The organism is Geodermatophilus sp. SYSU D00779 (genome assembly GCF_054050595.1).
Window position 1 is genome coordinate 103,315 of sequence record NZ_JBJGZQ010000006.1, and the last position, 19,986, is coordinate 123,300.

At 76.4% G+C, this 19,986-nt stretch carries 21 protein-coding genes; 7 read left to right on the plus strand and 14 right to left on the minus strand.

Translation table 11 applies throughout. The annotated features are described in order from the left end of the window. The first annotated feature begins 56 nt into the window (after positions 1–56). A complete protein-coding gene (locus ACI79G_RS06500; RefSeq protein WP_456880320.1) occupies positions 57–1,100 on the plus strand; it encodes a YihY/virulence factor BrkB family protein in 1,044 nt (347 codons plus the stop codon). A gap of 108 nt (positions 1,101–1,208) precedes the next feature. Here the strand turns inward: ACI79G_RS06500 and ACI79G_RS06505 are convergent, their stop codons facing one another. Beyond that, positions 1,209–1,916, minus strand: coding sequence for a hemerythrin domain-containing protein (locus tag ACI79G_RS06505; protein ID WP_456880321.1), 708 nt, complete (start codon positions 1,914–1,916; stop codon positions 1,209–1,211). A gap of 58 nt (positions 1,917–1,974) precedes the next feature. Here ACI79G_RS06505 and ACI79G_RS06510 point away from each other — a divergent pair, with 58 nt between their 5' ends. Further along, a complete protein-coding gene (locus ACI79G_RS06510; RefSeq protein ID WP_456880322.1) occupies positions 1,975–2,289 on the plus strand; it encodes a hypothetical protein in 315 nt (104 codons plus the stop codon). A 293-nt stretch (positions 2,290–2,582) separates the two neighbouring features. Here the strand turns inward: ACI79G_RS06510 and ACI79G_RS06515 are convergent, their stop codons facing one another. Continuing rightward, positions 2,583–3,332 carry a TetR/AcrR family transcriptional regulator C-terminal domain-containing protein gene (locus ACI79G_RS06515; protein ID WP_456880323.1) on the minus strand — a complete coding sequence of 250 codons (750 nt, stop codon included), beginning with the start codon at positions 3,330–3,332 and terminating at the stop codon, positions 2,583–2,585. A gap of 228 nt (positions 3,333–3,560) precedes the next feature. Here ACI79G_RS06515 and ACI79G_RS06520 point away from each other — a divergent pair, with 228 nt between their 5' ends. Further along, positions 3,561–4,559: a PRC and DUF2382 domain-containing protein gene (locus ACI79G_RS06520; protein WP_456880324.1), complete on the plus strand. Its 999-nt coding sequence runs from the start codon at positions 3,561–3,563 to the stop codon at positions 4,557–4,559. A gap of 69 nt (positions 4,560–4,628) precedes the next feature. Here ACI79G_RS06520 and ACI79G_RS06525 read toward each other — a convergent pair whose 3' ends face one another. After that, positions 4,629–4,898, minus strand: a complete 270-nt coding sequence (locus tag ACI79G_RS06525; protein WP_091224341.1) for a hypothetical protein — start codon at positions 4,896–4,898, stop codon at positions 4,629–4,631. A gap of 393 nt (positions 4,899–5,291) precedes the next feature. Here ACI79G_RS06525 and ACI79G_RS06530 point away from each other — a divergent pair, with 393 nt between their 5' ends. Continuing rightward, the gene (locus ACI79G_RS06530; protein WP_456880325.1) at positions 5,292–6,437 is read left to right on the plus strand and encodes an EAL domain-containing protein; all 1,146 of its coding nucleotides are present in this window, start codon (positions 5,292–5,294) and stop codon (positions 6,435–6,437) included. 60 nt (positions 6,438–6,497) lie between these two features. Further along, positions 6,498–6,671: a DUF1059 domain-containing protein gene (locus tag ACI79G_RS06535; RefSeq protein WP_456880326.1), complete on the plus strand. Its 174-nt coding sequence runs from the start codon at positions 6,498–6,500 to the stop codon at positions 6,669–6,671. Positions 6,672–7,388: 717 nt separating this feature from the next. Here ACI79G_RS06535 and ACI79G_RS06540 read toward each other — a convergent pair. From ACI79G_RS06540 to ACI79G_RS06590, 11 genes are all read right to left on the minus strand, one after another. Beyond that, positions 7,389–8,627: a hypothetical protein gene (locus ACI79G_RS06540; protein WP_456880327.1), complete on the minus strand. Its 1,239-nt coding sequence runs from the start codon at positions 8,625–8,627 to the stop codon at positions 7,389–7,391. Positions 8,628–8,841: 214 nt separating this feature from the next. Further along, on the minus strand, positions 8,842–9,543 hold the full coding sequence (locus ACI79G_RS06545; RefSeq protein WP_456880328.1) for a PIG-L deacetylase family protein: 702 nt from the start codon (positions 9,541–9,543) through the stop codon (positions 8,842–8,844). Beyond that, positions 9,536–10,099 carry a hypothetical protein gene (locus ACI79G_RS06550; RefSeq protein ID WP_456880329.1) on the minus strand — a complete coding sequence of 188 codons (564 nt, stop codon included), beginning with the start codon at positions 10,097–10,099 and terminating at the stop codon, positions 9,536–9,538. Before ACI79G_RS06550 ends, ACI79G_RS06545 begins: the two co-directional genes overlap by 8 nt. Positions 10,100–10,214: 115 nt before the next feature. Further along, entirely contained in the window at positions 10,215–10,664 is a 450-nt protein-coding gene (locus tag ACI79G_RS06555; RefSeq protein ID WP_456880330.1) for a hypothetical protein, read from the minus strand. A 192-nt stretch (positions 10,665–10,856) separates the two neighbouring features. After that, on the minus strand, positions 10,857–11,381 hold the full coding sequence (locus ACI79G_RS06560; RefSeq protein ID WP_456880331.1) for a hypothetical protein: 525 nt from the start codon (positions 11,379–11,381) through the stop codon (positions 10,857–10,859). Positions 11,382–11,489: 108 nt separating this feature from the next. Continuing rightward, positions 11,490–12,203 carry an HAD family hydrolase gene (locus tag ACI79G_RS06565; protein ID WP_456880332.1) on the minus strand — a complete coding sequence of 238 codons (714 nt, stop codon included), beginning with the start codon at positions 12,201–12,203 and terminating at the stop codon, positions 11,490–11,492. Further along, on the minus strand, positions 12,200–13,348 hold the full coding sequence (gene wecB / locus ACI79G_RS06570) for a non-hydrolyzing UDP-N-acetylglucosamine 2-epimerase (protein ID WP_456880333.1): 1,149 nt from the start codon (positions 13,346–13,348) through the stop codon (positions 12,200–12,202). Before wecB ends, ACI79G_RS06565 begins: the two co-directional genes overlap by 4 nt. Next, positions 13,345–14,385: an ATP-grasp domain-containing protein gene (locus tag ACI79G_RS06575; protein WP_456880334.1), complete on the minus strand. Its 1,041-nt coding sequence runs from the start codon at positions 14,383–14,385 to the stop codon at positions 13,345–13,347. The genes wecB and ACI79G_RS06575 overlap by 4 nt, the downstream gene beginning before the upstream one ends. Beyond that, on the minus strand, positions 14,382–15,731 hold the full coding sequence (locus ACI79G_RS06580) for an exosortase/archaeosortase family protein (RefSeq protein ID WP_456880335.1): 1,350 nt from the start codon (positions 15,729–15,731) through the stop codon (positions 14,382–14,384). The genes ACI79G_RS06575 and ACI79G_RS06580 overlap by 4 nt, the downstream gene beginning before the upstream one ends. Continuing rightward, complete coding sequence (locus ACI79G_RS06585; RefSeq protein WP_456880336.1) at positions 15,728–17,176, minus strand: glycosyltransferase; 1,449 nt, start codon at positions 17,174–17,176, stop codon at positions 15,728–15,730. The genes ACI79G_RS06580 and ACI79G_RS06585 overlap by 4 nt, the downstream gene beginning before the upstream one ends. Before the next feature lie 104 nt (positions 17,177–17,280). Next, positions 17,281–18,636 (minus strand): MFS transporter, encoded by a 1,356-nt coding sequence (locus ACI79G_RS06590; protein ID WP_456880337.1) that lies wholly within the window; start codon positions 18,634–18,636, stop codon positions 17,281–17,283. Between the two features lie 278 nt (positions 18,637–18,914). On the opposite strand from ACI79G_RS06590, the gene ACI79G_RS06595 reads away from it, so the two are divergent. Together ACI79G_RS06595 and ACI79G_RS06600 are read left to right on the plus strand one after the other, a co-directional pair. Then, entirely contained in the window at positions 18,915–19,436 is a 522-nt protein-coding gene (locus ACI79G_RS06595) for a hypothetical protein (RefSeq protein ID WP_456880338.1), read from the plus strand. Positions 19,437–19,453: 17 nt separating this feature from the next. After that, positions 19,454–19,936, plus strand: a complete 483-nt coding sequence (locus tag ACI79G_RS06600; RefSeq protein ID WP_456880339.1) for a hypothetical protein — start codon at positions 19,454–19,456, stop codon at positions 19,934–19,936. Positions 19,937–19,986 lie beyond the last annotated feature (50 nt).

Here is a 19,986-nt window from a genome sequence, read left to right on the forward strand (position 1 = left end):
ACGATCATCGGGGGAACCCCGATGCGGATCGCTCCACATCCGACGGAGGACTGACGATGGCCCGCTCCACCGGTCCGCGTGGCAGCAGCACCGCCGCGAACGAGACCCGCTTCTCCGGCAACACCGCGGGTGACCCCGCCCCGGACGACCCCAAGGTCAACGACACCCGGCTCGACAGCGCCCCCAAGGGCGCTGACAAGGCGCCCACGGTCGGCGGCACGCTGAAGCGGACGCTGAAGGAGTTCAGCGAGGACAACCTCACCGACTGGGCGGCCGCGCTCACCTACTACGGCACCCTGGCGCTGTTCCCCGCGCTGATCGCGCTGCTGTCCATCGTCGGCCTGCTGACCAACCCACAGGAGCTCACCACCGCGCTGACCGCGGTCGTGCCCGAGCAGGCGGCCAGCACCCTGACCCCGGTGATCGAGCAGCTCGCCGGCAACACCGCGCCGGCGGGCTTCGGTCTGGTCCTCGGTCTCGCCGCCGCGATCTGGTCGGCGTCGGGCTACGTCGGGGCGTTCACCCGCGCGGCCAACGTGGTCTACGAGACCCCCGAGGGCCGCAAGGTCTGGAAGCTCAAGCCGCTGCAGCTGCTGGTCACGCTGATCGGCGTGCTGTTCGCCGCGCTGATCGTGGCCATGCTGGTGCTCAGCGGCCGCGTGGTCGACGCCGTCGCCGGGGCCATCGGTCTGCCCGCCGCGGTGGTGACCGTGTGGAGCTGGGCCAAGTGGCCGATCGTCGTCGTGCTGGTGGCGCTGATGATCGCCGTCCTCTACTACTCGACGCCCAACGTGAAGCTGCGCGGCTTCCGCTTCACCAGCCCGGGCGCGGCCGTGGCGCTGCTGGTGTGGGCCGGCGCCTCGGCGCTGTTCGCCTTCTACGTGGCGAACTTCAGCAACTACAACGCCACCTACGGCACGCTCGCCGGGGTGATCGTCTTCCTGGTGTGGTTCTGGATCACCAACCTGGCGCTGCTGTTCGGCATCGAGCTCGACGCCGAGATCGAGCGCACCAAGGAGCTCAAGGAGGGCGTGCCGCTGGCGGAGAAGGAGATCCAGCTCGACGCCCGCGCCGAGCCGAAGGACCGGCACACGCACTGAAGAAGGACCCCGTCCCCCTCACCGCTCGCAAGCGCGCGGCGAGCCTCTGGACGGGGCCACACGACGGCCCCCTCCCGATCCGGGAGGGGGCCGTCGTCGTGTGCTGGTCTAGCGCGAGGTCGGCGGACGGTCGCCGCGGCGGGCCGGCGGGGTCCGCTCGACCAGGCCGGCGATCCCGGCCAGCCCCCGGCTGACCACCTGGCCGACCGGGGCCAGCCTCGCGGGCACGCGGCGGACGACGGCGTCGACGACGTCCCGGCTGCGGTCGAGCACCGTCAGCGGCAGCGCCGAGAGCGCGTTGCCCGGCGGACGGCGGGACACCGTCGGGTGCGGCCGGGTCGGCGAGATGCGGCGGACCAGGTCCCAGCGGCGGCCCAGCGCACGCAGCTCGTGCGGGTCGAGGCGCTCCTGCAGCCGGGGGAGGAGCACGTCCTCCTCGTCGCGGACGTCCTCGTTCAGCACCTCCACGAGACGGGACAGCCGCTGCGCACGACGCGGGTCGTCGTGCCCGAGCGTCTCGAGCTCGCTGACCAGCTCGTTCACCTCCTGGTGCTCCTGCTCGATGCGCAGGGTCAGCTCCTCGCCGTCGGGCAGCACCCGGCGGATCGCCGGCCAGAGCACGCTCTCCTCGGCGAAGGCGTGGCTGAACACCAGGCGGTCGATGCGGGTCAGGACCTCCTCCTGCTCGCGGCCGGTGGTGCCGTCCAGCTCGTGCAGGAGCCGGTCCAGCTGGATGTGGTCACGACGCTGGCGGACCAGGACGCTGCCCGGCCCCCCGAGCTCCTCGACCGACTGGTCGGCGATGGAACGGCTCACGGTGCGTACCTCCTGGTGGGACTGCGGACCACTCTCCTGCCCGCTGGAGGCCACCGGCATGCGCCCGGCCGACGTCGCCGACCGCGTGGTCGAGCGGGTCGCGGGCTACGCCGCCACCCAGGTCGACGGCGCCGCTGCTGCGCCCCGCCGGCCGCTCGGCATCTCCGTCGGCGAGGCCCGCGCGGACGGCGAGGCCGCCGTGCGCGCCACCGTCGCCGTCGAGCTGGCCGACGTCGCCGACGTCGCCGAGGTCCGCCGGACGCTGGAGGACCGGGTGGTCGCCCACGCCCGCCAGGCCGTCGACGACCCGGAGCTGCCGGTCGACATCGAGCTGCGGCCCGGCCGCCGCTCGGGCAGCCGCGGCCTGTTCTGAGCGAGGCCCCGCCACCGCACCACCGCGACGGACCGGCTCCGAGGGGCCGGCCCGTCGCGGTGTCCGGACCCACGTCCCAGGTGACGGTGCACCGCTGGGGCCGGTGGTGGCGGTGGACGCCTCCGCGGCCGCCTTCCTCGACTCCACCGGGGTGGCCCTGCTCGCCGGGAGACCGACGCGCACCGCCGGGCCGGCGGGCGGCCCGAGCCGCGCAACCCCTCGCGGTCGGTCCTGCAGGCGCTGCGCCCGACCGGGGCGGCCGGTTCGACGTCGTGGCGGGCCGACCGCGCGGCTCAGCCGGTCGAGCCGGGGCGCCGCGACTCGCGGAGCACCCGCTGGAGGCGCTCGAGCAGGTTCTCCAGCGACTCCTCGAACTCCTCGGCCGACTCGTCCTCGGACAGCAGCGGCGAGAGCCGGCGCACCAGCGGGTACTCGGCCAGCGACCGCTCCCCGGCGTCCGGGGCGCCCTCCGGGTCGTCCAGCGCGGTGATCGGCACCCCACGCTGCGAGACCTCCAGCAGCAGGTGCCCGAGCAGGAAGCTGGTGTACGCCCGGTAGGCGGCGACCGCAGCCTCGTCGCTGAACCCGTGACCGGTCAGGGCCTGCAGGAAGGACTCCAGCCACCGCAGGCTGCGCAGCGGCGGCCGCACCCACGGCGCGGCCGGCGGCCGGGTGGCGATCAGCGGGAACAGGGCCGGGTGGGCGAGGGCGATCCGCCGGACCCCGTGCGCCAGCCGCTGCAGGTAGTCCTGCCAGCCGTGCTCCGGCGTCAGGTACACCTCCGGGTCGCCGTACAGCTCGTCGACGACCAGCTCCACCACGCCGTCGAGCAGGTCCTCACGGCCGGTGACGTGCCGGTACAGCGCCATCCCCTCGACGCCCAGGTGGGCACCCATCCGGCGCATGGTGAGCGCCTCGAGGCCGTGCTCGTCGATGAACTCGATGGCCGCGGCGAGCACCCGGCGCCGGTCGAGCGGCGTCCGGGCCGTCCCTGGCGGGGACGCGCGGAGCGCGCGCGTGTGCGGCTGCCCGTCCGTGGGCACAGCACCTGGAGGAGCAGCGTCGTCCGCCACGTCCGCCTCCCGTCGCCGTCCGTCCTCCCGTTGTACGCCGCTCGGGCCGGACCGGAGGGCACCGTGCCGCTCCTCCCGAGGGCCCGTGTTTACGTCGTAAGCACGGCGGGCACCGAGTTCCCAGCGCCTGCACGACGGTGCGCCAACGGACGGCGCTGCGGACCCGCAGCCCTCCCCTCGACACTGGACAGGAGCAGCATGATCACCGAGACGCAGATCCAGCAGGTCATCGGCACCACCGCGGTCGACGCCGACGGCGACAAGATCGGCAAGGTCAGCGAGGTCTACCTCGACGACGAGACCGGTCGCCCGGAGTGGGCCACGGTGCACACCGGCCTGTTCGGCACCAAGGAGACCTTCGTGCCGCTGGCCCAGGCCGACCTCTCGGGTGACACCCTGCGGTTCCCGTACGACAAGGCGAAGGTGAAGGACGCGCCGAAGATCGACACCGACGGTCACCTGTCGCCGCAGGAGGAGCAGGAGCTCTACCGCTACTACGGCCTCGGCTCGGGCACGGGCACCGACACCACCCCGCAGACGCAGACCGGGACCGCCGGCACGGCCGGCACCACCGGGACCGCGGGCGTGGCGGGCACCACCGGCACCACCGAGACCGCGGGCGTGGCGGGTACCGCCGGTACCGCGGGTCTGGCCGGAACCGACCGCGACCGTGACGGACGCCCCGACCACACCGGCGAGGCGGGCGTCGTGGGCCGGGACATCTCCGGTCCCACCACGGACAACGCGATGACCCGCTCGGAGGAGCGGCTGAACGTGGGCACCCGCACCGAGGAGGTCGGCCGGGCCCGGCTGCGCAAGTACGTGGTCACCGAGAACGTGACCGAGACCGTGCCGGTCTCCCGCGAGGAGGTGCGGGTCGAGCGCGAGCCGATCACCGACGCCAACATCGGCAACGCGCTGGACGGCCCGGCGATCTCCGAGGAGGAGCACGAGGTCACCCTGCACGCCGAGCGCCCGGTGGTGGAGAAGGAGGCCGTGCCGGTCGAGCGGGTGCGCCTGGACACGGAGACCGTCACCGACTCCGAGCGGGTGTCGGCCGACGTCCGCAAGGAGGAGGTCGAGGTCGACGGCGGCACCGGCGTGACCGGCGGCACCACCGGCGGGGACGACCGCAGCTTCACCCAGAAGGCCAAGGACGCCCTCGACCGCGACAACGACGGCCGCATCGGCCGCTGACCGCACGAACACACGACGAGGCCCCGCCGGCGCGATGCGCCGACGGGGCCTCGTCGTGTCCCGGGAGGGTCAGCTCCCCGTCGGGGTGACGCCGAACATCAGCACCCGGCGCTCGATGTCGTAGTGCACCGTCTCGGTGTTGGCCAGCAGGTCCTGCAGGTTGTCCGCGTCGTCCGGGTCGAGCGTCAGGACCTCCTCCCACGCCCCCTGGTCCAGGACGAGCTGGAGCGTGTAGGTGCCCGGCTTCCCGGGCTCCCCCGCGATCCAGCTGAACTGGTAGTGGCTGAGCTGGCGGACCTTGACGCTGTTGTCGGTGACCGGCTGCGGTACCTCGGGCACGGCATCTCCCTCCGTCGGGGCCGCACGGTGCTGCGCGGCCGCTGGGAGGCGCAGCTACCCGCCACCGGCGGCCGGCACCCGCGTCGCCCGGCGTGTCCCGCCGACACGAGAGCGCCCTCATCGGCGTCTCACCCGGCCGTCACCGGCCGTGGCCAGCGTCGATGGGTGACCGTTCCGCTGCTGTCCTCCCCCGGTCCCGGCGCTGCGGCGCGACTGGCCGCCGTCCCTCCAGCTGCTGCTGGGCGAGGCCGCGGGCGACGTCTGGACGACCGTGCTCGACGCCGCCGCGGGCAGTCGCCCGAGCGGCGCTCACCCGCCGGGGTGAGCCCAGCCGGTCCTGGACGGCCGCGGAGTGAATGGTGCGTGATCCGGTGCCGATGCAGGAGCGTGTCCGTGTCCCTGCCCGAGCGCACCGACGTCGCGGCGTCCGAGTGGGACGCCCGGCTCGCCGCCGTCTTCGCCGACCCTTCACTGCTGCGGCTGGTGTACCAGCCGATCGTCGACCTGCAGCGCGGCACGGTCGCGGGCTACGAGACGCTGGCCCGCTTCACCACGCCGGACGGCCGGCCCAGCGAGGCGACGCCGGACCGCTGGTTCGCCGCCGCGGACGCGGTCGGGCGCGGGGCCGAGCTGGAGTCGATCGTCGTCCGCCAGGCGCTCGCGGTGCTGCCGACCCTGCCGGCGGACTGCTTCCTGACCGTCAACGTCAGCCCGCACCTGCTCACCCAGCCCGAGCTGGCCGAGCCGCTGCTGGCCATCGACGACCTGGCGCCGCTGGTGCTCGAGCTGACCGAGCACCACGCGGTCGGCGACCTGCGCCCGCTGATCGACCTGCGGGACCGGCTGCGGGCCAAGGGGGCGCTGCTCGCGCTGGACGACGCCGGGTCGGGCTACTCGGGGTTGCAGCAGATCACCCAGTTCCGGCCGCAGCTGATCAAGCTGGACCGCGCGCTGGTCACCGGCGCGGACGGCGACGAGGTCAAGCTGGCCCTCGTCGAGATGCTCGGCGAGTTCGGCGGGCGGATCGACGCCTGGCTGCTCGCCGAGGGCATCGAGACGTGGGGCGAGCTGCAGGCGTTCCTGCGGCTGCGGGTGCCGCTCGGTCAGGGCTGGCTGCTGGGGCGCCCGGGTCCGCCGTGGGTGCAGCTCGACCCCGAGGTGCGCGACCGGCTGCGGCGCCAGGCCGCACAGGCCCTGCTGACCGAGCACGTGGTCGGGCTGGCCGAGCCGGTGGTGGTCGTCGAGGACGGCACCGCGCCGGACGGCGCGGTCGGCGTCGAGGTCGACGAGTACGGCCACCCGCGCTGCCTGCTCATCCCCTTCCGCCGCGGCGAGGACCCGCCCGGCCACCGCCGCGCGCCGATGAGCCTGCGCGTCCCCGCGTCCGCGGGCCTCAGCGAGGTCGCCCGGCGGGTCGCCGCGCGGCCTGAGGAGAACCGGTTCGACCCGGTGGTGTGCGTGGACGCGCGCGGCGCCGTCCTCGGCATCATCCGCGTGGAGCGGCTGCTGCTGCAGCTCGCGGCGGCGCACGCGGGCTGATCGACCCCTGGTCCCCGCCGTCCGCCGGACGACGGCCCCTCTCACCCCGGAGGTGTCCCCGTGAAGCAGTTCGCCTGTGGCGACGTCGTCACCTCGTGCGGCCGGACGTCCACCGCGCCCACCGAGGACGACATCCTCGCCGCGGTCGCCGGCCACGCCCGTGACGACCACGGCCTCACCGACATCCCGGCGAGCCTGGTGGACCAGGTGCGCGCTGCCATCCGCACCGCTTGAGACGCACCGCCTGAGACGTACCGCCTGAGACCCGCAGTCACCTGAGACCCCGCAGTCCAGCCACACCGACCGAGCCGCGCAGCGGCCGCGCCGAGGCCCCGACCCGTCCCCCCGGGTCGGGGCCTCGCCGTGTCGTGCGTCCTCGGCGCCGACACACGGAGCCGCGCGGTCGGTAGGGCGGGGGGCGGTGACGGCGGTCGGGCCGTTGGGTGTGGTGACGGTCAGGGTGCCGTCGGGGGTCATCGCGTAGGCCCAGCCGGGGGCCTGGTGCTTGCCGCGGTGGTCGGGCGTGCAGAAGCCGGGCAGGTCGGCCGCGGCGGTGGGCCCGTGCGGATGGGCGATGACGTGGTCCAGTTCGCCGGCGGCGGGGATGCGGCGCCGGCAGCCGGGAAACCGGCAGCGCCGGTCGCGGGCGCGGACATGGTGCTCCAGCGCGGCGCCGGGCCGGTACCCGTCGGTGGGGCCGGGGGCGCCCAGCCCGGACCGTCCGGTCAGGTGGTGGCCGCAGGTCTGCGGCCGCCGCCGGCAGGCCGGCCGGCTGCAGTGCCCGGCCCGGCGCAGCCCGGACAGGTCGGTGAGCGCCAGCAGCGCGTCGGTGACCGCGATCCGCGGCCGGTCGGCCAGCCCACCCCCCGCCGGTGGCATCGAGCAGCGCGGCCAGCTGCTCGCGCTGGGTGTCGGCGGCGGCCAGCGCGGCCAGCGCGTCGCCGGCGGCGGTCACCCGACCGGTGGGGCTGACCTGCCAGGTGGCCTCGTCCTCAGCGTCGGCGCGCCGGGCGGTGCGCACCGTCCGCTCCGCCGCGCCCAGCGCCAGCCGGGCGGTGTGCACCGCGGCACCGGCGTCCTGCACCGCGCGGTCGGCCGCCGCCCACCAGCCGGCACCAGGGGTGGTCGCGCAACCGTCGGCGTGCGGCGTAGCCCGGCACCCGGCACGGGAAGGTCGTCCTCGTGGGCGTGGGCGTCGAGCCACTCGCACGGGTCGCACCAGGGGCCGGCGTCCCACTCGGCGGGGCCGGGTGGGACGCCCGGCTGCCAGCCCGGGTCACCGGGTGCGGGGGCGTCGCCGAGACCGTCGCGCACCAGCTCGTCCAGCCACCGGTCGAAGTCGGCGCCGCTCAACTCCCGCGCCGCCCGCTCGATCGGATCGCCCTCGACGTCGACCGGCTCGACGGCGCCGATCGATGGCGTGGCAGCTGGCCGGGTGTCTGCGGCGTCGGCATCGCCGGCCGCGCCGACGGCGCTGTCGGCGTCGGTGCCGTCGGTGACGGCGTCGCCGGTGGGGATGTCGGCGACGGCGTCAGCCGCGTCCGTCGGCGTGGGAGTCGGGTCCGGGCCGGCGAAGGCGCGGGCCAGCTGACTGATCCCCCGCCGCGCCAGCGCCCGGGCCAGATCCCGCGCCGCAATCCGTGCGTCCAGCGCGGCGACCACCCGGCGCACCTGGTGCCCCAGCGCCGCTGGTGTGGTCACCCGCCGCCGCGCCGCCACCCAGTCCAGCACCTCGCCCTCGACCCGCGTGCGGAGGGCGTCGTCGGCGATCGGCGCCTCGTGCTCCAGCAGGCACCACAGGTGCCCCTCGTGCAGCAGCCCGCCCTCCAGCGCCTCGAGCACCCGCGGCAACCGGGACACCAGCGTGAGCGCGCGCTCCAGCTCCGCCTCGGCCTCCTGCGTGGTGGTGTCCAGCGCGCTCGACAGCTCCTGCGCGGCCCACTCACCGACCGACCGCAGCACGTCGGCCCGCGCCGCCCACCGTTCGGCCGACATCGCGCCCCGCTCCCCCGGCGCCCGGTCCACGCTGGCGGGGCGGATCGCGGCGAACGCCGCCACCGCCCGCACCCGCAGCGCCGCCTGCCGGCTCATCTCCCGCGCCGCGGCCTGCACCGCACCCAGCGGCCCGGACGCCCAGCCCACCGACGGCCCGGCAGCACCCGGGGTACGGATCTGCGCTCCGTCGCCCATGTGTTCGATCGTATGTTCGAACAGACCGTCGGTGCAAGAGGAAGGTCCAGGTCAGGGCGATGACAGGAGGACGGGATGGCGCAGGGTGCGCCGCGAGAGGTCACCCGGGTGGAGCAGAGCGGCCGGCACGAGCCGGAGGGCAACGCGACGAGCCCCGTGGTCGGGGCCGAGGGGGTGCCGGCCCCGACCACCGGGCTCGTTCGAGCGCCCTGCGTCAGCGGGCGTGGGCACCCAGCGAGGCCGGCAGGGTCAGCCGGAGGGTGCCCGGGACCTCCTCCGCGGCGCGCCGCGGCGTGGGCACCAGGTCGATGACCAGCCGGGTCGGCGCGAAGGCCTCCGCGTAGCCGATCCGGGCGTGGGCGCCCCAGTGCCGGGCCGAGGCCACGACCGCGTCGGGCTCCACCATCGACGACATCTCCACCTGCGAGGCGTGCGCGCCGAGGGCGGCGAGCTTGCCGGAGAGGTACGCGGTCACGTCGACGAACGTCGTCGGGGAGAACGTCAGCGTGGACGGGCTCTGGTAGTGCATCACCCGTGAGAGCCGGCGGGCCGCCGACAACGTCGCGGCGGCGACGGCGCGGTGGTCCTGGTGGCTGTCGTCGGGCGCGTGCACGTACACGACGTCGGCCCCCGTCTCCTCCAGCGCCCGCTCGACGACCGCGACGGTGGCGGCGTCCGGCGTGACGGTGCAGTCGACCTGCCCGCCCCACAGCAGCCGGGCGCCCAGGGTGCGGGCGGCCTGCTCCTGCTCGAGACGTCGGCCGACGATCGCCTCGTCGTCCCCGGGGCCGTTCTCGCCACCGGTCATCACCAGCATGGTGACGGCGTCGCCGGCCGCCGAGTGCGCCAGCAGCGTGGCGCCGCAGCCGAGCTCGATGTCGTCGGGGTGCGCCCCGACCGCGAGGACCCTACGCATCGTCGCCCCTCGTCACGGCCAGCGCCCGCGTGCGCGCCCGTCGGACCAGGACGGCGCCGACGACGCCGGCGACCGCCAGCCCGATGGCCGGGCCGGTGCCGTTGCCCTCCTCCGGCAGCTCCGTCGACGACGGGCAGACCCGCGAGGAGGAGGAGGCGGCGCGGTAGTCGAGCGTGTAGCCGTCGAGCACCCAGCGCGCGCCGGAGTACAGGTCGGACAGGCTCACCACCGCGGTGAACGCTCCGTTGACCGTGCCCGGCTCGAACGAGGTCGGCGGCAGCGACGCGAACTTCGACGGGTGGGCCTGGTTGTCGGCGCCGCGGGGGATGTCCACGGTCCTGCGCGAGCTGTTGACGTAGCCGACGACGACGGTCCAGCTGTCGTCGGCGTTCTCCTTGTAGCAGTTCAGGACCGGCTTGACCGTGTACGTGGGCGCAGCCGAGGCCATGCCCGGCGACGCGGCGAGCCCGATCAGGGCGAGAACCGCGACCAGGGCGCCGCGGGAGGCACGCGCGCGCAGGCGGCGTGCCGTCGAAGACCTCGGGGGGCGGTGCATGGGTTGAGTCCTCGAGTCCGGGGCGGCCGACCCGCCCGACGTCGTCCCATCGGCACGTCCGGGCCGTCCGCGTAGCCCTGGCAGACCCGTCTCCCCCCAAGGGGTGGCACGACGGCTACGCATCGCCGCGCCCGGCCGGCGCCCGGCGCCGCGCCCGCTGCACCGCCACGGTGCCCACCAGGCCGGCCGCCGCCAGGGCGATGGCCGGGTCGGTCCCGTTGCCCTCCTCGGGCAGCTCGGTCGACGCCGGGCACGCCGGGGCCTCGGACGGCTCGATCAGCAGCAGGGTCCGCCCCAGCGTCCACGTGGCGCTGGAGGTGGTGACGGTGATCGTGAGGGCCCCGTCGTGCTCGCCAGCCTCGAGGACCGTCGGCTGCGTGCCGTCGTACTGCCCCGGCACGATCCGGTTCTGCTCGCCGTACGGGACGGTCACGTCCTGGCCGGTGGGGTTGTCGTAGCCCACCACCGCGGTGAAGCCCCCACCGGCCGCCGGCTGGGTGCAGGTGAGCACGGGGATGACCTCGCCGGCGGCCGACGCGGTGCCGGGGACCGCCGTGAGCCCCACGACGGCGGCTCCCGCGACCAGCGCGGCACGGGTGGAGCGGCGCGGGCACGCCGCACCGTCGATGACCTGCCGTCCATGAGCCCTGCGTCCTCGCGGCCGGCGCGGCCGACCCGCCCGTCGGGGACGCATCGGCAGGTCCCGGCCTCCCCGGAGCCCTGGCAGCCACACCTCACCCGGAGGAGTGGACGGCGCCTACGCGTCGGCGGGCCCTCCCCGCGTCCGACGCCGCTCCCGCTGCAGCGCGACCGCCCCGACCAGGGTGGCCGCCGCGAGCGCGATGGCCCAGCCGGCGCCGTTGCCGTCCGCGGGCAGCTGCTCGGCTGACGGGCAGGCCGTCGCGGAGCCCTGGCGCGCGGCGAGGTTGGTGCCGTCCAGGTGCCACATCAGGCCGCCACCGCGGGGCACGGTGACCGTGAAGGCGCCGCGGTGGGTCCCCGGCCGGAAGGTGGTCGGCTGGGGGCTGCCGACGGTGGCCGGGGTGACCTTGTTCCTCGCCCCCCTCGGGATGCGCACCGGGGAGCTCGACGTGTTCTCGTAGCCGAACACGGCGGTCCAGGACCCGTCGCCGTTGGTCAGGACGCAGTCCAGCAGCGGGACCACCGTGCCCTTGGCCGAGGCCGTGCCGGGGGCGGCGACCAGTGCCACGACGGCGACGGCCGCCACCAGGACGGCACGCAGGAGGCTGTGGGGGTACCGCACCGATGGCTTGTCGTCCACGACCGGGTCCTCGTGTCCGGGGCGGTGGGTCCGCCCGTCGTCCGGCGCATCGACACGCCGGATCCGGAACTGGAGGGTTCCCGGCGAGGACCACCCGATCGGGTGGCGTCAGGCCCGGGCCGGCACCCCCAGCACGGACAGCGCCAGCTCGGCGGCCGCCGAGAACGTGTCGACGACGGCCCAGGCGCGCGGCTCGTCCGGTGCGGTGGCGTACTCCCCCTGCCGGACCCGGATCGCCCGCGCACCCACGGTCGCCGCCACGGCGACGTCCTTGCCGGGCCGGTCGCCGATGACGAGCAGCCGCTCCGGCGGCAGGCCGAGCCGTGCGGCGACAGCGACCAGGCCGGCCGGGTGCGGCTTGCGGACGGCGCGGCCGCCGAGGGTGTCGGTGACGACGACGACCGGCAGCAGCGGCCCGAGGCCGGTCGCGGCCACCTTCGCCGCCTGGATGGCCGGGTTGCCGTCGGTCAGGCAGGCCAGCGGCGCGGCGGCGGCCAGCGCGCGCAGCGCGCCCTCGGCGCCCGGGTAGGGCGGGAGCCGAGGCGGCGTGTGCCGGGTGAACGCCGCCACCAGCGGCGGCACGAGCCCGGCCAGCGACGACGCCGGGACGCCGACCGCGAGCAGCGCCCGGTCGATCGTGCCGCCGGCGTCGGAGCCGGCGGCCAGCTCCCGCCGGAGCGCGGCCTGCACCGCGGCGCCGTCCAGCCCGGCGTGCCCGGCCGCCACCCCGACCGCCGCCGCGGCCGAGGCCAGGTACTCGGCCTGCGGGTAGAGCGTGTCGTCGAGGTCGACGACCACCCCCAGCGGCGCGGGCCGGTTCACCACGGCAGCCGGCCGTCGGTGAAGTCGGGCTCGTCGAGGGCCAGCAGGGCGTCGGTGCGCTCGTCGGCGAGGACGGCGGCCACCTGCGGTCCCGTCGTCCCGTCGCCGTACGGGCAGGGCGCCGTCGCGGCCCGCTCCTGGCCCTCGGGGCTGGTGTGCCCGGCCGCGGCGGCCAGCACGGCGGCGGCCGCACGGTCGTCGGCCAGCCCGGCGAGCGTCGTCGTCCCGGCCTCCACGCCCTCCCAGCGCGGAGTCGAGCCGCGCAGCACCACCACGGGGACGCCGAGGTACGCGGCCTCCTCCTGGATGCCGCCGGAGTCGGTCACCGCCAGCTGTGCCGAGGCGAGCGCGGCCAGCAGGACGTCGTACTCGACCGGCCCGGTGAGGGTGACCCCCGGGTGCGCCAGCCGCTCGCCCAGCCCGGTCGACGACAGCCGCGCCGCGGTGCGGGGGTGCACCGGGAAGGTGACCGGGCCGACCTGCTCGGCCAGCGCCCGCACCACGCCGACGAGGCGGGCGAGGCGGACCGGGTCGTCGACGTTGGTCGGCCGGTGCGCGGTGACCAGCACGCCCGAGCGCTCGGCGACCGGCACCCGCCGCACGCCGCGGGCGACGAGGGTGTCGACGACGGGGTTGCCGACGACGAACACCCGCTCGGCGGGGACGCCCTCGTCGGCGAGGAAGGCCGCCGCCCGCTTGGTCGGCGCGAGGTGCAGCTGGGCGGTGGCCGCGGCGACCCGCCGGTTGACCTCCTCGACGCTGCGCGGGTTGAGGCTGCGCAGCCCGGCCTCCAGGTGGGCGAACGGCACCCCGGCGGCGCGCGCGGCCAGCGCGTAGGCCGGCACGGTGCTGGTGTCGCCGAGCGCGAGCACCAGGTCGGGGCCGGACAGGCGCAGCGCCCGGTGTGCGTCGGCGTGCAGCGCGCCGGTCCGCTCCGCCGGGTCGGTCGGCAGCGCGAAGCGGTGCCCCGGGGTCAGCCCGAGTGCGGCCTGCAGCTGCGCAGCCATCCTCGGGTCGGTGTGCTGGCCGGTGTCGACCACGCTGACCCGGTGCCCGGCGTCGGTCAGCGCGCGGACGACCGGGGCCAGCTTGACCACCTCGGGCCGGGTGCCGAACGGCACCAGCACGTGCCGCGAGCGCGTCATGCCGTCACCGCCACGGGCGCGCAGGGGTCGACGACGGGGCTGCCGTCCTCGCTGCTGTAGGTCTCGGCGAAGTAGCGGCTCATCGCGACGCCCGGCCGGGCGGAGAGCTCCGGCACCGGCTCCCCGCGGACGCCGGCCAGGTACGCGCTGACGACGTCCGCCCCCGCGGCGAGGGTCAGGGGCAGCCCGCCGGAGAAGCGCGGGTTGATCTCCACGACGGTCGCGGTGCCGTCGTCGGCGACGAAGCCCTGCACGTTGGCCGGCCCGGTCAGCCGCACCGCGGCCAGCGCGGCGGCGACGACCCGGGCGACCGCGTCGGAGGCGAAGGTGCGGCCCTTGACCGAGATCCCGGCCTTGGTCTCCTCGCGCCAGCGGGGCACGACCACGCGGACGGCGCCGTCGCGGTCGACCAGGGCATCGGCGGTGAACTCGCGGCCGGTCAGCCGGGTCTGGGCGATCATGCCGTCGTCCTCGCGCAGCACCGCGACCACGGCGGCGCGCTCGTCGAGCAGCCGCACACCGCGGCTGCCGCGGCCGGCCAGCGGCTTGACCACCCACGGGCCGGAGACGCCGGCGACCTCGTCGGCGGACGCCGCGGTCGCCGGGTGCGGCACGCCCGCGGCGGCCATGGCCCGCGCGAAGGCCGCCTTGTCGCAGCACACGTCGACGGCGGCGGCGTCCGGCAGCCAGGTGGCGACGCCGGCCGCGGCCAGCCGGTCGGCACCGGCGGCCAGGTGCGGCAGCTCCTCGGCGACCGTGCTGACCAGCGCGTCGACGCCGAACGTGGTGCAGACCCCGACCAGCGCATCGACGAAGCGCGGGTGGTCGCCGCGCGGCAGCGTGACCGCCACGTCGGCGAGCGCACCGCCGGCCGCGGCGCTGTCGGCGTCGCCGGCGACGACCCGGTGGCCGAGGGCGACCAGCCGGCGGACGACGGCCACGCCGGCGGGGCCGCCGGCGCCCGTGACCAGCACGGCGGCGCCCGCGGACGGCGACGGGACCGCGGGCGGGCGGGGCTGGGGCAGTGAGGGGGTCATCGGTCGTCCTGGGTCGTCGGGGTGGGGGTGCGAGGGCGCCGCTGCGCCGGCACGGGAGGGCGCAGGTCGGTGCGCACGGGCAGCCGGGTCAGCCGCTCGGTCGGCGGCTCGTCGTCCGGACCGACTCCGGGCACGGGCACGCGGGGTGGCGGCACGAGTGCGGGCCCACGGACGGGCGGCGGCAGGGGCGGGAGGGGCTCGGGGACGCGCACGAGCGGTGGCAGGGGCACGGGCACCGGCGGCAGCCGCACCGGCACCAGCACCGGCACGGGCACGGGCACGGTCTCCCGCTCCGGAGCAGACGCGGACGCGCGCTCGAACTCCGGGACGGCGTCCCGCTCCGGGTGCTGGAGCAGCCAGCCGCGCGCCCACAGCCGCAGCGCCGCCACCCGGGAGTCGGTCACCGGCTCCCACTGGCGCGCGGCGATCGAGGTGGCGAGCGCGTCGAGGACGGTCGGGTCGTCGTCGTAGGTCGCCACCGCGACCAGGGAGGCGGCGTGCGCGCCCAGCCCGTCGGCGGCCAGCCCGCGGACCCGCGCGGCTCGCTCGTCGGAGGGCAGGTGGCCGATCCGGTAGTCGATGCGCCCGGCCTCCCGGCGCGAGCCCATCCACCGGGCGACCCGCGTCGGCAGCACGTACCGGTACATGAGGCCGGTCAGGTTGAACCGCCGGGAGGCGGCGCGCAGGTCGTCGTCGGCGAGCCGGTAGCCCAGGCCGGGGCGCGCCCAGCTGTCGGGACGGCGGGCGGTGTGCCGCCCCGCGACGTCCTGCTCGGCGCGTTCGGCGGTCGGCAGCGTGATGCAGACCATGAGCAGGAAGCCGCCGAGGGTCGCGGCCAGGTTCCACACCGTGCCGACCCAGTCGTGGAACAGCACCAGGGCCGGCGTCCCCCACACCAGGCCGGCGAGGGTCGAGCCGACCAGCCGCAGGTGGTTGAGCGCCAGCAGGGCCGCGACGGCGACGACGAGCCCGGCGACGGCGTGCTGGCGCCGGCCGCGCAGGACGACGGCGGTCAGCGCGGTCAGGCCGAGCACCGACAGGATCGAGGAACAGGACTCGGTGACCTCGGCCAGGATGATCTCGCCGTCGGGGCGGAACACCAGGACGTGCCGCTCCAGGGACGACGACACCGAGTCGACGCCGACCAGACCGAGCACGTCGGCGACCCACCGGGCCTCGTGCACCTGCAGGAAGCCGGCGCCGTAGCGGAAGCCGACGGCGCAGATGACCACCGCCAGAGCCAGGTCCAGCAGCACCGGGACCAGTCGCCGGCCGCTGCGCCGGGGACGGCGTCCCCGCCGGTGCCGGCCCCGCGCGTCGACCGGCACGGCCGCGGCCGCCGTCACGACCCCGCCCCCGCCGGCGCGACCACGGGCGGGTCCACCCGCACCGTCGAGGTCGCCCCCGAGCGCGAGGTCTTCACCCAGGTGTAGGGGCGGCCGAGCATGCCGTCGACGTAGGCGCGCGTGGTGATCCAGATGGACAGCGCGAAGGCGGGCAGGAAGCCCAGCAGCCGCCACGCGGAGCGCCGTTCCACCCGCCCGATCAGCAGGCCGACGGAGAGCTCGGCCAGCGGCCCGACGAACAGCAGCATCGACAGCGGCAGCAGCGCCACGACCGGCAGGTCGCCGATGCCGAAGGCGCGCAGCACGGTCAGCACCAGGCCGAGCCCGCTGAGCAGGGGCACGTGGTAGACGAGCAGGAAGAGCGTCGTCTCGACCTTCTCGACCAGGCCCAGGTGCGGCGAGCGCATGAGCGGGCGCCAGTAGTCGCGGAAGCACTTCTGGTGGCCGCGGGCCCACCGGTACCGCTGCTTCCAGAACCGCTGCGCGCTGACCACCGCCTCCTCGAAGTCGACGGCGGAGAGGTCGTAGCGGACGCGCTGGCCGGCCAGGAGCACGCGCAGCGTGAGGTCGGTGTCCTCGGTGACGGTGTGCGGGTTCCACCCGCCGAGGCCGCGCAGCGTGGACATGCGCACCGCGCAGTTCGCGCCGCCGTACGCGGGCAGCTCGAACAACGCCTGCCGGCCGTACTCGTTGACCAGGTAGCCGGAGAGGAAGTCGACGAAGACGGTGGAGGCCATCTGAGAGTCGCGGCCGTTGCGGATGACGCAGCGGCCCATCACCGCGCCGACGACCGGGTCGCGGAAGTGCCGGACCAGCCGCCGCAGGGCCGTCGGGTCCGGCTCGTGGTCGGCGTCGAAGACGACGGCGATCTCGGCGTCGACCAGGGGCAGGGCGTCGTTGAGCGCGCCGGACTTGCCACCGCCGGAGCCCGGCGGACGGTGCAGCACGCGCAGCCGCGACTCCCGCGCGGCCCAGGCGTCGAGCCGGGCGCCGGTGGTGTCGTCGGAGCCGTCGTCGACCACGACGAGGGTGAGCCGGTCGGCCGGGTAGTCCAGCGCGAGCAGCGCGGTGACCATCCCGTCGACGACCAGCTCCTCGTTCTTGCAGCCGACGAAGACCGCCACCGACGGCGTCCAGCTCGTCAGCCCGACGTCAGCGGCGAGCATGTCGTGCTCGGCCCAGCGGGCGGCGGCGACGGCGAAGGCGAGGTGCCGGCAGAAGTAGACGCCGAAGACGACGTTGAGCACGCCGCCGACGACGCCGAGGGTCTCGTCGAGGCCGTGGAAGAGGGCGACCAGGGCGAAGCCGCAGACGTAGGAGAGCAGCACCAGGGGCCGGCCCTCGGGCCGGCCGGCGTGCGGGTCCGCCGCGGGCGCGGTGGCCGCTGCGGGGACGGCGGCGTCCGGCGGGGGCGCGGTGCCGAGCGTGGTCGTGCCGCGGACCACCGCCCTCACCTCCCCGCCCGTGCGACCTGCGGCGGAGCGCGGACTCCACCGTTCAGTCCATCGGCACGGGGGCTGCGCTCCTGAAGCCGAGCGGCCCCGCCGCGTCAGGCGGAGGGGTCGAGGGCCCGCAGCTCGCGGACGTAGACGGCGGTGCCGTGGCCGAAGCCCGACACCAGGGGCTGCAGCCGGGGGACGACGGCCTCGCGCAGCCCGTCGGTGCCCCCGCGGACGGCGGTGACGAGGCCCCGCCGCGTCACCGGGACCCGCAGCGCGTCCCCGGCGACCGAGAGCGCCAGCACCGCGGCGACCAGCGCGAGCAGCGGCACCGTGGCCAGCGCCGCGGGCAGCCCGGCGTGCTCGGCCAGCAGGCCGATCAGCGGCGGTCCGCCGAGCAGCCCGGTGTAGCCGACGGTGGTCGCCAGGGCGATGCCGCGCGCACCGCCGAGGACGCCGGCGCGCGAGATCGCCAGCGGGAAGACGTTGGCCAGTCCGAGCCCGACCAGCAGGAACCCGGCCAGGGCGGTCGGCAGCGAGGTCGCCGTCACCGCGGCCGTCCCCCCGGCGGCGGCCAGCACGGCACCGCCGGCCAGCAGCCGCCGCTCCCCCAGCGCGGCCACCAGCCGGCCCCCGGCGAGGCGGCCGCAGGCCATGGCGAGGGAGAACCCGGCGTACCCGGCGGCGGCCAGCGCCGTCGTCGCGCCGAGCTCCTCGCGCAGGTGCAGCGCGCCCCAGTCGGAGAGCGCGCCCTCGCCGAAGGCGGTGCAGCCGGCGACGGCCCCGAGGACGACGAGCACCGCGGTGGGCCGCGACCGGCCCTCGTCCGCGGCGGGTCCGGGTACTGCGGACCGCGGGCCGTCCGCACCGACGAGCGCCCGCCCGGCCCAGGCGGTCACCAGCAGGCCGAGGGCGCCGACGAGCACGAGGTGGGCGGCGACGCCGGCGACCGTCGCGAGCAGCCCGCCGAGCAGCGCGCCGGCCAGACCGCCGAAGCTGAAGCCGGCGTGCAGGCCGGAGAGCAGCGGCCGGCCGAGCCGGCGCTCGACGCTGACGCCGACGGCGTTGGCCGCCACGTTGACGGCGCCCGTGGCGGCGCCGAAGACGAGCAGCGCGGCACACAGCCCGGGCATCGACGTCGCCAGGCCGGGCAGCACCACGGACACGCAGAGCAGCAGCGCCCCGGCGGTGGCCACGACGCCGGCGCCGAGCCGGGCGCAGAGCGCGCCGGTGACCTGCATCGCCGCCAGTGCGCCGATGGACAGGCAGAGCAGCGCGACGCCGAGGGCGCTGTGGCCGACGCCCACGGTGGCGGCGACGTCGGGTACCCGGGCGGCCCAGCTGCCGAAGACGGCGCCGTCCAGTGCGAAGACGGCGGCGACGGCGGCCTGCAGCCGGGACGGCGGGAGAGCGACCGGCGCCGGCACCGGGGTGCGGGCACGCGAGAGCAACGGGGAGACGGGCACGGGGACCTCGCAGGAGGGAGACGCGGGCCACCACCGGGGTGGCCGCTCGAGGGGCGGGGAGAGCACACGACCTCGGGCACCCACGTCCACGGTTGCAGCTCCCGCCGCGTCCCGCCGTCCGCTCGTCTGTGCAGGTGGCCACAGCACCGGCTCAAACGTCACGGTGGTCACGTCCCGCCCCTCCTGGGTGAGGCCCGCGACACGTTCGTCTCAACAAGGCGGCTCGCGCGGCCGATGGTCGTGCACGACGGATCGGACGGCGGGGGACGGAGACCACGATGTGGACCAGGCTGCGCCGGCGGGTGGGGGTCGTCCTCGGCGTCACCCTGCTGCTGACCGGCGGCGGTGTCGCCGTCGCGTCCTGGACCGCCACCGGGACCGGCCAGGGCTCCGCGCGGGCCGCGAACGTCACCGGGCTCGTCGTGGGCGCCGGCAGCCCCGTCGGTGCGCTGTACCCGCTGCCCGCGGACACGACGCCGGCGACGGGCTACGGCTCGGGCACCGTCGGGTCGGTCGCCACCACGGTGACCAACCCCAACCCGTTCCCGGTGACGATCACCTCGGCCACCGTCGGCTCGGTGACGACGACCCCGCTGGCCGGCCGGACCTGCGCCGCCGGCAACGTGCTGCCCACCACGAGCGCGCCGATCCCGCTCGACCCACCCGTGACCCTGGCGGCGAACTCCGCGCCCACCCCGGTGACCGTCCCGGGGGCGCTCTACATGATCGCGACGGCCGAGGACGGCTGTCAGGGCGCGAACCTCAGCGTCCCGGTCACGGTCACCGGCGCCTCCGCCTGACCCCCGCCCGGTCCGTCGTGCGCGACCGCCTGATCGCCGTCCCCCTGCTGCTCGCGCTCGCGGCCGGCCCGCTCGGCCCGCCCCCGGAGGCGTCCGCGGCCTGGGCCGTCGCCGGCGGGGCGGTGCTCCCCGGCCAGGCCGCCCGCATGCCGGCCGGGAGCACCACGGCGCCGTCGGTGACCGGTGCGGGCGTCTACCCGGCGGTGCGGACCTTCACGGTCACCTGGCCCACGGTGCGCCCGTTCGGGGGCCGGCCGGCGACCGGGTACGTGGTGAAGCGGACCGCCACCCTCAGCAACGCGCCCATGGACACCGGCAGCTGCACGGGCGCGGTGTCCGACGGCGTCTCCGGCGTCTACGTCCCGGCCGACCCCGGTGCGGCCACCCAGACCTGCACCGACAGCACGACGCTGAACCTGGGCAGCGTGCAGTACACCGTCGCCCCGGTCTGGGGCCGCTGGGTCGGCAACCCCTCGACGGCCTCGACCGCGGTGCTCTGACCGGGGCGTCCGCCTGCTGAGGCCCCGGGTCCGGCCCGGCGCGCACCCTC

Coding starts and splice junctions, on each gene's coding strand:
- ACI79G_RS06500 (WP_456880320.1), top strand. CDS start 57: ATGGCCCGCTCCACCGGTCCGCGTGGCAGCAGCACCGCCGCGAACGAG.
- ACI79G_RS06510 (WP_456880322.1), top strand. CDS start 1,975: ATGCGCCCGGCCGACGTCGCCGACCGCGTGGTCGAGCGGGTCGCGGGC.
- ACI79G_RS06520 (WP_456880324.1), top strand. CDS start 3,561: ATGATCACCGAGACGCAGATCCAGCAGGTCATCGGCACCACCGCGGTC.
- ACI79G_RS06540 (WP_456880327.1), bottom strand. CDS start 8,627: ATGGGCGACGGAGCGCAGATCCGTACCCCGGGTGCTGCCGGGCCGTCG.
- ACI79G_RS06545 (WP_456880328.1), bottom strand. CDS start 9,543: ATGCGTAGGGTCCTCGCGGTCGGGGCGCACCCCGACGACATCGAGCTC.
- ACI79G_RS06550 (WP_456880329.1), bottom strand. CDS start 10,099: ATGCACCGCCCCCCGAGGTCTTCGACGGCACGCCGCCTGCGCGCGCGT.
- wecB (WP_456880333.1), bottom strand. CDS start 13,348: ATGACGCGCTCGCGGCACGTGCTGGTGCCGTTCGGCACCCGGCCCGAG.
- ACI79G_RS06575 (WP_456880334.1), bottom strand. CDS start 14,385: ATGACCCCCTCACTGCCCCAGCCCCGCCCGCCCGCGGTCCCGTCGCCG.
- ACI79G_RS06595 (WP_456880338.1), top strand. CDS start 18,915: ATGTGGACCAGGCTGCGCCGGCGGGTGGGGGTCGTCCTCGGCGTCACC.